Annotated in this window: 12 protein-coding genes; 3 read left to right on the top strand and 9 right to left on the bottom strand. The window is 69.4% G+C overall.

The genetic code is table 11. The features are described from left to right. The 8 genes from VKH46_00625 to VKH46_00590 all read right to left on the bottom strand — a co-directional run. Positions 1-243, bottom strand: a 243-nt coding sequence (locus tag VKH46_00625; protein ID HKB69319.1) for a hypothetical protein, incomplete at its 3' end; no start/stop codon positions are given. A 199-nt stretch (positions 244-442) separates the two neighbouring features. Next, the gene (locus tag VKH46_00620) at positions 443-1,813 is read right to left on the bottom strand and encodes a sigma-54 dependent transcriptional regulator (protein HKB69318.1); all 1,371 of its coding nucleotides are present in this window, start codon (positions 1,811-1,813) and stop codon (positions 443-445) included. Further along, positions 1,810-2,514, bottom strand: coding sequence for an ATP-binding protein (locus VKH46_00615; protein HKB69317.1), 705 nt, complete (start codon positions 2,512-2,514; stop codon positions 1,810-1,812). Before VKH46_00615 ends, VKH46_00620 begins: the two co-directional genes overlap by 4 nt. Positions 2,515-2,516: 2 nt before the next feature. Continuing rightward, entirely contained in the window at positions 2,517-3,311 is a 795-nt protein-coding gene (locus VKH46_00610; protein HKB69316.1) for an efflux RND transporter periplasmic adaptor subunit, read from the bottom strand. Between the two features lie 34 nt (positions 3,312-3,345). Next, entirely contained in the window at positions 3,346-4,326 is a 981-nt protein-coding gene (locus VKH46_00605) for an NAD(P)H-dependent glycerol-3-phosphate dehydrogenase (GenBank protein HKB69315.1), read from the bottom strand. Then, the gene (plsY, locus tag VKH46_00600; GenBank protein ID HKB69314.1) at positions 4,323-4,910 is read right to left on the bottom strand and encodes a glycerol-3-phosphate 1-O-acyltransferase PlsY; all 588 of its coding nucleotides are present in this window, start codon (positions 4,908-4,910) and stop codon (positions 4,323-4,325) included. Before plsY ends, VKH46_00605 begins: the two co-directional genes overlap by 4 nt. Continuing rightward, entirely contained in the window at positions 4,910-6,157 is a 1,248-nt protein-coding gene (locus VKH46_00595) for a competence/damage-inducible protein A (GenBank protein ID HKB69313.1), read from the bottom strand. The genes plsY and VKH46_00595 overlap by 1 nt, the downstream gene beginning before the upstream one ends. A 64-nt stretch (positions 6,158-6,221) precedes the next feature. Then, on the bottom strand, positions 6,222-8,255 hold the full coding sequence (locus VKH46_00590; GenBank protein HKB69312.1) for an ATP-binding cassette domain-containing protein: 2,034 nt from the start codon (positions 8,253-8,255) through the stop codon (positions 6,222-6,224). A 530-nt stretch (positions 8,256-8,785) separates the two neighbouring features. Here VKH46_00590 and VKH46_00585 point away from each other — a divergent pair. Together VKH46_00585 and VKH46_00580 are read left to right on the top strand one after the other, a co-directional pair. Then, positions 8,786-9,067 (top strand): ferredoxin, encoded by a 282-nt coding sequence (locus VKH46_00585; protein ID HKB69311.1) that lies wholly within the window; start codon positions 8,786-8,788, stop codon positions 9,065-9,067. Between the two features lie 37 nt (positions 9,068-9,104). Then, positions 9,105-9,743: an LON peptidase substrate-binding domain-containing protein gene (locus VKH46_00580; GenBank protein ID HKB69310.1), complete on the top strand. Its 639-nt coding sequence runs from the start codon at positions 9,105-9,107 to the stop codon at positions 9,741-9,743. A 312-nt stretch (positions 9,744-10,055) separates the two neighbouring features. Here VKH46_00580 and VKH46_00575 read toward each other — a convergent pair whose 3' ends face one another. Further along, positions 10,056-11,537: an AAA family ATPase gene (locus tag VKH46_00575; protein HKB69309.1), complete on the bottom strand. Its 1,482-nt coding sequence runs from the start codon at positions 11,535-11,537 to the stop codon at positions 10,056-10,058. Between the two features lie 280 nt (positions 11,538-11,817). Here VKH46_00575 and VKH46_00570 point away from each other — a divergent pair, with 280 nt between their 5' ends. Further along, a complete protein-coding gene (locus VKH46_00570; protein HKB69308.1) occupies positions 11,818-13,251 on the top strand; it encodes a pentapeptide repeat-containing protein in 1,434 nt (477 codons plus the stop codon). Positions 13,252-13,346: the final 95 nt, after the last annotated feature.

The raw sequence follows: 13,346 nt of genomic DNA, 5'->3' as shown, positions 1-13,346 counted from the left end.
CGACTTGCCGGAGAGCGACTTGCCCGAGAGCGACTTGCCGGAGAGCGACTTGCCCGAGAGCGACTTGCCGGAGAGCGACTTGCCGGAAAGCGACTTGCCCGAGAGCTCTTCGGGGGAAGGAGCCGTCACGGCCGGATTGTTGCCAAGGCTGCCGACGCGGATCTCACCCATATCTTTGCCCGTCCCTTCCTTGATCTTCGCCTTCTGTTCGTCGGTGAGCTGGATTCTGACTTCGTTTGCCATTTTGTCCTCCTCTTTCTGGCGGGGTGATATCGCAACCCGGGGGCCAGCTTTCTTCGAGGCCTGTCATCACTTCAAGCTACTGCATTGAAATGACTTTGGCCGTCATCGCCTTCCAGGCCGATCGCATGGGATGAATTTTCAGCCGGTGAATTTTTCACCATCGATGAATTCTTGACCGACGCACCGGCCGCCTTCGCCTTCAGAGCCCGAATTTGCGGCAGAGATACTTCATCTGGTTCGCGTCGATTCCGAGCTCCCGCGCGGCCCGCGCCTTGACGCCCCCGGACCGGTGGATCGCCGCGGAGAGAAGCTCGCGCTCGTACCGCGCGACGGCCTCGGGCAGCGACTCTCCGGCTCGGACGCCCTCGACCGCCGCCGCCGCCGCGGCGCGCTTCCCGAACGACGCCGGCAGGTCGTCCGGCGTGATCTCCTCGGCTTCGACCATCAGGGTCAGCATCTCGACGAGATGCTCGAGCTCCCGGACGTTTCCGGGCCAGGTGTGGGCCGAAAGAGACGCGAGGGTCGCCGGCGGGAAGCGCCGCGGAGGGCGACGATGATGCCGCGCCCATTTCTCGCGGAAGTAGTCGACGAGGAGAGGAATGTCCCCCCGACGCTCCCGCAGCGGAGGGATCCGGAGCGCGACCGTGTTCAGCCGGTAATAGAGGTCCTCGCGGAAGGTTCCGGCGGCCACCCGCTTCTCCAGATCCTCGTTGGTGGCGACGAGCAGCCGGATGTCGACGGAGATCGTCCGGACCCCGCCGACCCGCTCGAACTGCCGCGTCTCGAGCACGCGGAGGAGCTTCGCCTGGACCGCCGGGGAGAGGGTCGCGGCCTCGTCGAGGAAGAGCGTGCCCCGGTGGGCCAGCTCGAACTTTCCGGCGCGCGAGGAGATCGCGCCGGTGAAGGCCCCCTTCTCGTGCCCGAAGAGCTCCGATTCCGCCAGCGTCTCCGGGAGCGCGGAGCTGTTGACGGCGACGAACGAGGCCGAGGCCCGCGGGCTTCCCCGGTGGAGCGACTGGGCGACGAGCTCTTTTCCGGTTCCGCTCTCTCCGGTGATCAGCACCGTCGCGTCCGAGGGGGCGACCTTCTCGATCGCCCGGAAGAGCTTCCGCATCGCCGGGCTCGACCCGACGATCGCGCCGAAGCTCTGCCGCGCCGACATCTCCTCGCGCAGCGCGCGGTTCTCGGCGACGAGGCGCGAGCGCTCGAGCGCGCGTCCGAGGATCACCGCGAGCTCGGCGGGGTTGACGGGCTTGCGGAAGAAGTCGTACGCGCCGAGCTCGACGGCCTTCAGCGCGAACTTCCGCTCCTTCTCCCCCGTCATCACCACGACCGGGACGTCCGGCCGGCGCTCGCGGATGCCGCGAAGGAGATCGAGCCCCTCCTTCGGCTCCCGCGACGGCGGCAGCCGGAGGTCGATCAGGAAGAGGTCGGGGTCTTCGGCCAGGAGCGCGAGACCGGCGACCGCGTCCTCGGCGGCAGCGACGTCCCATGAGCCTTTGAGGGCCCACCGCATCTGGTCGAGGAGCTCGGGGTCGTCCTCGACGATCGCGACGCGGCCGGAGATCAAGAGGAGCCGGTCTCCGGCTCGGCCCGGAGGCTGACGATCACGGAAGTTCCTTCCCCGGGGCGGCTCCGGACGGTCAGCGTGCCGCCGTGGAACCGGATGATGTTGCGCGCCGTGTACAGGCCGAGACCGACGCCGTTGGGCTTCGTGGTCTGGAACGGGTGGAAGAGCCGCGTCCGCTGGAACTCCCGGCTCATCCCCGGCCCGTCGTCGGAGATCGTCACGACCGCTCTCGGCGCGCCGCGCTTCTCCTCCATCGCCGTCGCGATCTCCACGCGCCCGCCGGAGCCGGCGGCCTCGAGGGCGTTCTGCACGATGCTCAGGAAGGCGTCGCCGAGATAGTTCGAGTCGCCCCACACGGGCAGGAGCGCCGACTCCCGGATCTCGAGATGCCCGGGACGCGGGCCGGCCCCGTCGCGGGAGCGCGCCCGGGCGGCGACGCTCCGCAGCAGGTCGTTGACGTCGAGCGGCACCTTGACGAGGAGCGCGTCCCGGTACGCCGACCAGCGGTCGACGACCGAGTCGACCTTCTCGAGGCTCGACTGGAGGAGCTCGACGACGCTCCGCTTGAAGTCGGGATCCCCGTAATGCTCCTCGAGGTTCGACAGCAGGAGGCTCAGCCGGAACTCGAGGTTCTTCATGTCGTGCAGGAACACGGAATCGAGCGTCGACCGGAGACGCCCGCGAGGGCCGCGCCGCGCCATCGTCAGCGCGCGGACCGCGGGAACGTGACCTTGACCGCGGTCCCCGGGCGGAAGACCCGGCCCGAGTCGCGCGGAACGGAGACGATCACCTGGTAGGTCCCACTCGCCGGGTCGATCACGGGGGAAAGGAACTTGATCTTTCCGGTGGACCGAGCCTCGGGGAACTCGCGCGAGACGACCGAGACCGGCTCCCCGACGCGCAAACGCCCGAGCGAGCTCTCGGAGAGATAGACCCGCGCCAGGAGCGGCTCGAGCACGCTGACCCTGAAGAGCGGCGCGGTGTCGTCGATCAGCACCTTCTGCCCGATCCGCGCGGTCCGGTCGACGACGACGCCGTCGAAAGGGGCGCGGATCACCGAGCGGTCGATCGTCAGCTTCGCTTTCTCGAGGTCGACCTTCGCCTCCTCGTACCGGGCGCGCCGCTGCTCGAGCTCCGCCTTGCTCGCGAGCTTCTGGCCAAACAGCTCCTTGTACCGCTGGAAGTCGGCTTCGGCCGCGGCGAACGCCGCCTCCGCGGATCGCCGGTCGAGCTCGAACTCGCGCCGGTCGAGAGTGGCGAGCGCCTGCCCTTTCCGGACGGACTGCCCCCGCTCGACCTGGATCGAATCGACGATCCCGCTCACCCGCGTCCCGATCCCGACTTCCCGCTCGACCATGAGGTTCGCCTCGGCGGTCCAGGCGTCGCCGGTCCGGCCCGTGACGAGCGTGGCGGGGCGGGCGGCCGGTTTCGAAGCGGCGGCGGCGAGGCCGCAGGCCAGCAGCGCGGCGACGATCCCGATCCGGAACGCTCGATTCATGTGTGGACCTCGAAAAGGATTATATCGGACCGCGTCACTCGCTCCGCAAGTCCCGCGTCATCAGCTCCCGGACCGCCTCGCGGGGAGAGAGGCCCTCGTAGAGCACGCGGCGGACCGCTTCGTTGATCGGCATCTCGATGCCCGACTCCGCCGCCATCCGCGACGCCGCCAGGCACGCCCGCGTTCCCTCGGCCGTCTCGGCGACGGCCGCCATGGCCTCCGCGGGCGATTCGCCGCGTCCGATCCGCTCCCCGACCCGCCGGTTGCGCGACTGCGGCCCGGTGCACGTCAACATCAGGTCGCCCACGCCGGCGAGCCCGGAGAGGGTCTTCTCCCGTCCGCCGCGGGCGAGGACGAGCCGGGTGATCTCCGCGAGCCCCCGGGTCATCAGCGCCGCCGTCGTGTTCGGGCCGAGACCGAGCCCCACGACGATCCCCGCCGCGATCGCGACGACGTTCTTCAGTCCTCCGGCGAGCTCGACCCCGACGACGTCGTCGCTCTGGTAGAGCCGGAACGACTCCGACGAAAGCTCCCGCTGGATCGTCTCCGCGGTGAGCGGGTCCGATGACGCGACGACCGCCGCGGTCGGGTCGCCGCGCACCACTCCGTCGGCGAAGGTCGGTCCGGAGAGGACGGCGAACGCGCATCGCGGGTGGAGGGAGGCGACGACCTCCGACACCCGCCGGCCCGTCTCGACCTCGAATCCCTTGATCGCGGAGAGAAAGCGGACGCCGCCGGGAACGGGCCCGATCGCCTCGAGAGCGCCGGGGAGCGCGGGGGAAGGCACGGCGAGGACGACGAGATCCGCCCGGGCCGCTTCGCGCGCGTCCGCCGTGCCGCGGACGTTGGAGGGAAGCTCGGCGTCCGGATGGCGCTTCGGATGCCGGCGGCCGCGCGCGATGGCGTCGACGACCCGCGGGTCCCGCGCCCAGAGGACCGTCTCGAGGCCCGCGCGCCCCGCGTGGATCGCGAGGGCCGTGCCCCACGAGCCGGCGCCGACGACACAGACCTTCATCTGCCGCCGAGCCGGCGCTCGGTCCCCGCGGCGAGACGCCGCAGGTTCTCGCGGTGCTTGTAGAGAATCAGCAGCGCGACGGCGCCGGCCGAGAGCGCCACGGGGTCCGGGGCGCGGAAGAGATAGAGGGCGACGGGCGGCAGCGCCGTCGCGGCGAGAATCGAACCGAGCGAGACGTAACGGGTGAGCGCGACGACGGCGGCGAAGAGCGCCATGACGACGGCCGTGGCGGCGGGCGCCAGCACCAGGAACGCGCCGACGGTCGTCGCCACCCCCTTTCCGCCGCGAAAGTGGAAGTACAGCGGAAAGACGTGGCCGAGGACGACCGCGAACGCCGCCGCCGAGAGCCAGCGGGGATCCGCCGTCACTCCCTTCATGCCCCACACGGCGGCCGCTCCTTTCGCGACGTCGAGCAGCGCGACCGCGAGACCCGCCTTCGCCCCGTGGTTGCGAAGGACGTTCGTCGCTCCGGCGTTGCCCGATCCCTCCTCGCGGATGTCCTTGCGGAAGAAGATCCGCACGACGACGATCGAAAACGAGACCGATCCGAGGAGATACGCGAGCGCGGTGAGAAGCGGCGGCATCAGTCCGTGTCCGCGCCGGCCATCGTCCGGCGGAGCATCTCGAGGGCCGCCGACGCCGTCCACGCGCGGATCGTCGCCCGGTCGCCGGGAGGGCGGAGAAAGCGGGCGCGGGTCTCCCGTCCCTTGGCGGCCAGCGCGATCCAGACGCTGCCGACCGGCTTCTCGGGCGTCCCGCCGCCCGGTCCGGCCACGCCGGTCGCCGAGAGCGCGAAATCCGCCCCGAACTTCCCGCGCGCGCCCTCGGCCATCTCCCGCGCGGTCTCCTCGGAAACCGCGCCGTGCGCGGCGAGGGTCTCCGGCCGGACGCCGAGCGCGCCGGTCTTCACGTCGTTGGCGTAGGCGACGACTCCCCCGCGGAAGTAGTCGCTCGAGCCCGGGACGTCGGTGATTCGCTGCGCGATGAGTCCCCCCGTGCACGATTCCGCGGTCGCGAGCGTCGCGCCGAGGTCGCGGAGGCGCGCCCCGACGACGCTTTCGAGCGTGTCGTCGTCGCGACCGTAGATCCGGCCGGGCAGCGCCCGCTCGAAATCCTCCGTCTGCGCGTCGAGGAGGCGCGCCGCCACTTCGGGGGCGCCCGCCGCGACGAGGTGCAGCTGGACCTCGCCGACCGACGCGAGAATCGTGAACGCGTGCGCGCTCCATTTCGCGTAGACGGGTCCGACGCGCTCCTCGACCGCGGACTCTCCCATCGCCGCGATCTTGAGCACGCGGCGCGAGCGCGGCGGCGCGGCGAAGCGCCGGACGATCTCCGGGAAAACGAGCTCCTCGAACATGCGCTTCATCTCCGACGGCACGCCGGGAAGGCACGCGACGATCCCCTCCTCGGTCTCGAGCCAGATGCCCGGCGCCGACCCGCGCGGGTTGCGGAGCGGCCGCGTCCCCTCGACGACGAGCGCCTGCTTCTCGTTGATCGCGGGCATCGCGATCCCCCGCCGCGCAAAACGGCCGCGGATCTCCTCGAGGATTCCGGGGTCGATGGCGGAGGGCCGGCCGGAGAACTCGCCGACGGCCTCCCGGGTCAGGTCGTCGGCCGTGGGACCGAGACCGCCCGTGACGACGACGATCGGCGCGCGCCGCGACGCCTCGCGGATTTCCGCGGCGATCGCCCCGGCGTCGTCGCCCACGCAAGCCTTCCGCACGACGGGGATCCCCGCCTCGTCGAGCTTGCCCGCGAGCCAGAGCGAGTTCGTGTCGAGCCGCGAGGGTCCGAGGAGCTCGCTTCCGACCGCGACGATCGCCGCCTTCACGGCATCGTCCCGGACGCCTCGACGGCGTCGTCTCGGACGCCTCGACGGCGTCGCCCGGACGCCCTCACGGCGTGGCCACCGTCGCCGACAGGGCGCTCCATTCCTCGAAGAGCTCCTCGAGCTTCTTCTTGGCCTCCTCCTTCTCCTTCCAGATCCGCGCCGCGGTCAGCGCGTCGATCCGGTCCCCCTCCTCGTAGAGGCGGTTCTCGGCGGCCGTGACCTCGGATTCGAGCTCGGCGATCCTCTTCTCCAGACGCTGGACTCTCTGATCGCGTTTCTTCGCCTCGACCTGATCGCGTTTCTTCGACTCGACCTGATCGCGTTTCTTCGCCTCGACCTGCTCGCGCTTCTTCGCCTCGACTTTCTTCGCTTCGACCGGCTCCCGTTTCTTTCCGTCATCCGGCCCGCGTTTCCCCGCTTCCGCGGGAACGCCCGTCTTCGGCGCGCCGGCGGCCGCAGGCGGGACGAGCGGGGCGCTTGCCTCCGGCTCCGGCGGCCGCTGCCGTCGCTCGCGCCGCGCCGCGGCGGTATCGCTGTAGTTGCCGGGCATCTTGCGCGCGCGGCCGCGGTCGATGTCGAGCACCTCGGTCGCGAGCCGGTCGACGAAGGTCCGGTCGTGGGAAACGAAGAGGATCGCGCCGGGGAAGTCCTGGAGCGCCTGCTCGAGGGCCTCCCGCGCGTCGAGGTCGAGGTGATTCGTCGGCTCGTCGAGGAGCAGCAGGTTGTGGTTCTGCTTCATCACGACGGCGAGCGTGAGCCTCCCCTTCTCCCCTCCCGAGAGGCCCGCGATCGGCGCGAACACCTCCTCCTCCCGGAAGTCGAAGAGCGCGAGGTACGAGCGGACCTGGAGCTCGGTCTCGGTGCGGTGCAGGTCCCAGATCGCGTCGATCACGCGCTTCTTCGGGTCGAGGTCGCGGAGCTCCTGGTCGTAGTAGCCGATGGAGACCTCGTAGCCGAGCTCGACGGACCCGCCGAGGGGCGAGAGGCGTCCGGCGAGCGTGCGGAGGATCGTCGACTTTCCGGTGCCGTTCTCGCCGAGGATCGCCATCCGCTCGCCGCGAAGGAGCTCGAAGTCGACGCCGCGGACGACCGGCTCTCCCGGCGCGTAGCCCGCGTCGAGGTGGCGGGCGCGCAGGAACGTCCGCCCGCCCTTCTTGTCCGGTGCGAAGCGGAAAGCGACGTCCGTCGCGTCCTCGACGGGGTTCTCGAGACGGTCGAGCTTCTCGAGATGCGTGCGCCGGCCGCGCGCCTGTTTCGTTTTCTGGCCGGCGATGTTGCGCCGGATGAACTCCTCGGTCTTTTCGATGTGCTCGCGCTGCTTCTCGTAGGCGCGCACCGACGAGAGCAGGCGCTCCGCCTTCTGGAGGCGGTAGGCGTCGTAGTTGCCCGGGTATTCGGTCAGCCTCCCGAACTCGAGCTCGAGGATCTTCGTGCAGACGCGGTTCAAGAACCGGCGGTCGTGCGACACGGTCAGGAACGCGTTGCGGCTCGCCGCGAGGTACTCCTCGAGGAACTCCATGCCGGCGTAGTCCAGATGATTCGTCGGCTCGTCGAGGAGGAGGACGTCGGGCTGGCCGAGCAGGGCCCGCGCGAGCATCGCGCGGTTCTTCTGGCCGCCCGAGAGCTCCGACATCGGCCGAGCGAAGTCGGTGCGCGAGAACCCGAGGCCGGAGAGCATCCGCTCGATGTCGGCGTGCATGGCGTAACCGCCCTCGTTCTCGAACCGGTGCTGGAGACGGTCGTACGCGTCGGCGAGCGCGTCGTGCTCCCCTTCGGCCATGCGGTGCTCCATCGCCCGCATCTCCGCCTCGACCCGATGGAGGTGCTCGAACGCCGCGGCGGCGAAGTCCTCGAGCGAATCGGAGAGGTCCGGGTCGATCGTCTGGTCCACCGAGCCGATCCGGATGTTCGTGGCCCGCACGACGCGCCCGGCGTCGGTCTCTTCGCGGCCGAGGACGAGGCGCAGCAGCGTGGTCTTCCCCGCCCCGTTCTTCCCGATCAGGCCGACCTTTTCCCCGGGGTTGTGCTGCCACGACGCGCCCTTCAGCACGCTCTTGGGCCCGTACGCCTTGACCGCGTTGTCGAATCGATACAGCACGTTGCGATCTTACACGGCGATGCCCTCGCGGGAGCTGGCTCGGGGACCGGGAGCGCGTGACGGGTTCGCGGCTCGTCGAACCTCCCTCATCCGGCGGCCTACGGCCGCCACCTTCTCCCGGCGGGAAAAGTCGCGCGGTGGCGTCGCTTCGCGACGCAGCCTTGTGTCGACTCGACCGCGAACCCGCCACCCCCTCGCCGGCGCTCCCGCCCCCGCGGCCAAGTCGTCTCGGCGAGGGTCGCGCGAGACTTCGTCGCGCCGCGAAGTGCGCCGCCAATTCGCAGTCTGACAGAGTTTTCACCGTGTGTCCGTTCACCCCCCGATCTTCGGTACGGGACAGGAACGAAAGCAAGCTCCCCTTCGCGGGAGCTCCACTCGGTTACTTCGCGGAGGGTCCCCCGCGATGCGAAGGCCCCGGGGGACGCGCAGGATCCCGGCTCGCAACCGAAGTTTCGTCGAATCAAAGAGGGCGCTGCCGCATGACCGGCGTCATACGGGCCGGAAGCCCCGGCGTGTTATCTTGGGATTCGATGGCGGACCCGAAGGATCGCTACCCGGACAACGCCCCCGGACGGTACTACGTGGACACCCAGTGCATCGACTGCGACGTCTGCCGGGTGACTGCGCCGAACAACTTCCGCCGCGAGGAAGACAAAGGCTATTCCTTCGTCAGCCGCCAGCCCGAGACGCCCGAAGAGGAAGCCGCATGCCAGGAAGCGATCGATTCCTGCCCGGTCGAAGCGATCGGAAACGACGGAGAGCCGGCCGCCGAAGCACCGGAGGCGCCGGGGGCCAGGTCCGAAGCCGGCTGAGCGCCCGGGCACTGCGCCTGCGCCCCGCGCCCCCGCGATGACCCGCTCGCTCCTCCCGATCTTTCCCCTCCCCGGGGTCGTGCTCTTTCCCGGGACGCTGCTGCCGCTCCACATCTTCGAGTCGCGCTACCGCGCGATGGTCTCCGACGCCCTGGCCGGAGAGAGTCTCATCGGCATGGCGATGCTCGACCCGGAGCGCTTCTCCCCCGAGCGGCCCCCGGTCCTTCGGCTCGGCGGCGCGGGGCGGATCGTCGAGCAGGAGCGCCTCGACGACGGCCGCTTCAATATCATCCTCGAAGGGGTATGGAGATACCGGATCGTGCGGGAGGAACCGTCCGCGCCCTATCGGACGGCATCGGTCGAGATCGCGCCGGTAAAAGGTTATTCCGATCCCGCGCGCGAAGAGTTGGCGGTCCGGCGAGTGCGGGCGCTTTTTGCCGGGCTCCAGCCGGAGATGGACCTCCCGCCGCTTCCTTCCGAGGCCATGTCGCCGGAGCGGCTCTCGGGCGAGCTCGCCCTGCGCCTGCGCTGGCCTCCTTCGGAACTGCAAACGCTCCTGGAGACGGATTCCCTTCCGCGGCGGTTCCGGATGATCTTCGCGCACCTCGCCGGGTGGAAGGAGGCGGCCGACGTGCTGAGACCCTACCGGGGCGAGACGAACCCGCTGAACAACTAGCCCGCGCGTTAACTGCCGGGGCTCACTCCGGTCAGATCGACGGCCAGAGACCGTCAGGCGACCGCGAAGCGGCCGTCACCGCGAATGCGGGGACCCCGCTTTCCAGGAACGACGGGGATTCCCGCTTTCGCGGGAATGACAACGACTCCGAACAGAGCCTCGCGGGCGGCACGCGCCCGTCTCCGCCTTCGCTGAAGCTTCGGCGCGATCCCGTCGGCAGAGATGGGCCGATTCGGATCGCGCGAGCTCACCGCTGATCGCGCCGTCGCTCCGCAGAGCGGAGGAGGACGGCTCGATGCATCGCCCCGCCAGCTATTTCGAAGCGCTGATGGCCCGGTCGTGGGCCCACGACTTGATGGCCTTGATCTGGTCTTCCATCGTCACCGACAGCGGCACGGTCGAGGAGATCATCTTGTAGAGGTCCTGCTCCGTCAGAGCGCGCTTCTCGGAATAGGCGTCCACGACGGCGGAGACGACGGCCTGCTCGATCTCGGCGCCGTTCCACCCCTTCGTCGCCTTGGCGAGGAAGACGAGGTCGAACTTCGCCGGGTCCTGCCGGTTGCGCCCGAGGTGGATCCCGAAGATCTGCTTGCGCTCCTCCTCGTTCGGAAGGTCGACGAAGAAGACCTGGTCGAAACGGCCCTTGCGGATGATCTCCGCGGGCAGCAGGTGGATGCGGTTGGCGGTCGCCGCGACGAAGACGAACGGGTCCTTCTCCTGCATCCACGTCAGGAACCCCGCGAAGATGCGCGACATCGAGGAGTCTCCCTGCCCCGTCGAGCCGACGCCCATCTCGATCTCGTCGATCCAGAGAACGGCGGGCGCGGCCGCTTCGACGGTCCGCAGGGCCTTGAGAAACGCCATCTCGGCGTTGCCGGACGCCCCGGAGAACACGCTGTTCATGTCGAGCCGGAAGAGCGGAAGGTTCCAGAGGGTCGAGATCACCTTGATGCCGAGGCTCTTGCCGCAGCCCGACATTCCCATGAGCAGGATGCCGCTCGGAACCGGAATGCCCGCGTCCAGCGCCTCGCGGGAGAAGAGGGCCTTGCGCTTGATCAGCCAATCCTTGAGGTTCTCATAGCCTCCGAGGTCGGCGATCGTGAACTTCGGAGGGACGAACTCGAGCACGCCCTCCTTCTTCGACATCTGCTCCTTCTCGGCGAGCACCTCCTGGAATGCGCTCTCGTCGAACGCGCGCCGGGTCGCGAAGACCTTGTTGAGCAGATGGCCGATCTCGTCGCCGGTCAGACCTTTCAGCGCGAGCGCGAGGCGCTTGCGATCGACGTCGGAGATCCCTCCGTCGTCGAGCCGGGCCTTGAGCACCGCCTCGAGGATCTTCGTGATCTCGACCTCGTCGGGAAGCTCGTATTCGAGGTAGAAGACCTCCTTCTTGGCGTCCTCCGGGATGTAGAGCCGCGGCGAGACGAGGAAGAGGAACCGTCCCTTGTCCTTGAGGGCCCGGTAAGCGTCGCGGATGAGCCGGGTGAGCTCGGGATGGCCGCCGCCATCCCCGTTCATCGCGCCGGGCAGGTCCTTCATCAGGTAGAAGGCCGGGCCCGAGCCCGCGATGATCGCGGAGAGCGCCTTCAGGGGGTCCTTCGTGTCGGGAACGGCCTTGCCGTCCTGCTTCAGGCCGTCGACGATCGACCAGATGCCGAACGCGGCGGGCTGCTGATAGAACGACTTCGCAAAATGGCTGACGACCCGCTCGACGCGCCCCTCCTCCCAGGTCTGCACGTAGATCACGGGGTGGCCGCCGAGCAGCGCCCGCCGTATCTTGTCGACGCCTTTCATCGCTTCCATTCTATCCCGCCGGTCCGCGCGCGAGCGTTGATCCCTTCTCGGCTCGACGGCGTCATACGGAGCGGCACGCGTCGCCGTTTAAGCCCCGACGCGTCGAGCGGCTGGACGTCGCTCCGTCGACTTCGAGACGCGGCCGGACGGACGGGAAGACCGGGTCGGCAGGCCCGCACGCGGCGAAGACGCAGCCAAAAAGCATGTCGCGCCGCCGGCAGGGGCCGCCGGGCCCGGGCAAACGCCCGTCGGGTTCGCGCCCGCCTGCTAATATGAAGCGATGGCGAACCTCGAGCACCTCCGCGCCCTTCTCTCCCCCGACTGGGAGGCCTGGCGCAAGGCGAACCCGTCGGTGACGCCCGATTTCACCGGCGCCGACTTCACCGACAAGGACCTGTCGGGAAAGGACCTCTCCCGCACGGACCTCTCGCGCGCGCAATTCGGCGGGACGAAGCTCGAGAGGACGAACCTGAGCCGGGCGGTCTTGAAGGACGCGACCTTCCGGAACGTTTCGGCGCGCGGCGCGATCTTCGAACAGGCGAGCCTCGACTATCTCGACCTTTCCGACTGCCAGTTCCCCGAGGCGAAGTTCACGAACGTGAGCGCGCGGAACACGTCTTTCGCGGGGAGCGACTTCACGGGCGCCGACCTCGAAGGCCTTCGCGTCGAAGGCAGCGACCTGTCCCGGGCCAACTTCTCGAACGCGCGCCTCGTCAGCGCGAACCTCCGGAATGCCAAGGTCATCGGCGCGACTTTCGAGGGGGCGAACCTCCAGGGAGCCTCGCTCGAGGGAATCGCGTACCAGCGCGGGGTCTTCGCGCGCGCGAACCTCGAGGGCGCGAACCTGCGTCTGGCCGACTTCACGGAGGCGGACTTCCGTTCCGCGCGGCTCGTCGAGGCGTCGCTCCGGCAGGCGACCGTGACGGCGGCCGATTTCGAGTCCGCGAACCTCGAACGCCTCGACGCCGACCAGGCGGTGGCCCTCGCCGCGAATTTCAACCGCGCGAAGATGGGAGGCTCCCGCTGGACGAAGGCGGACCTGCGCCGCGTCCATCTCCTCGACGCGACCGGGGAGGGCGCGAGCTTCGCCGAGGCGAAGATGTCCGACCTCGATTTCCGCACGTCGAAGCTCAAGAACTGCAACTTCACGGGCGCCGACTTCACGAACTCGATCTTCCGCCGGGCGATCCTGAAGGGGCATTCGTTCGCCAGCGCCAAGTTCGTCGGCGCCGACGCCGCCGAGTGCGTCGCCGAAGAGGTGAATTTCTCCCGCGCGAACCTCTCGGGCGCGAACCTCCGGCAGGCGAACTTGAAACGCGCCGACTTCACCAACGCGCAGGCGCCGTCGGCCGACTTCTCCGGCACGCTCCTGATCGCGGCGATCTTCCGGAACGCCAACCTCTTCGACGCGGATTTCCGCTTCGCCCGCGCGATCGGCGCCGACTGGACGGGAGCGACGTTGAAGAGCGCCGACTTCGGCAACGCCGACCTCTCGGAGGCGATCTTCAAGAGGACGAAGATCTGGGGCGCCACCGCGAAGAAGGCGAAGATCTCCGGAGGAGCGGCCTACATCTTCTCGCTCTCCTCGTCGTTCTCGGGCGCGAAGCAGAAGCAGAAGGCCGCCGACGACACGAAAGAGCGCGAGCGACAGAGGCGGATCCAGGCTCTCGCTACCGAAGCCGAGAAGAAGCCCCCGCACGCCACCGGGCGGTAGCCGGCGCGGCCGCGCCGGCTACCGCCGGTGAAACCTCACCCCCGGCCCCCTCTCCCGCCTTCGCCGAAGGCTCCGGCGCGGCAGGCCCAGGTGGA

The organism is Thermoanaerobaculia bacterium (assembly GCA_035260525.1).
Classification (GTDB): domain Bacteria; phylum Acidobacteriota; class Thermoanaerobaculia; order UBA5066; family DATFVB01; genus DATFVB01.
The sequence above is the reverse complement of the archived record's forward strand: the minus strand, read 5'-3'. Positions and strand labels throughout refer to the sequence as shown.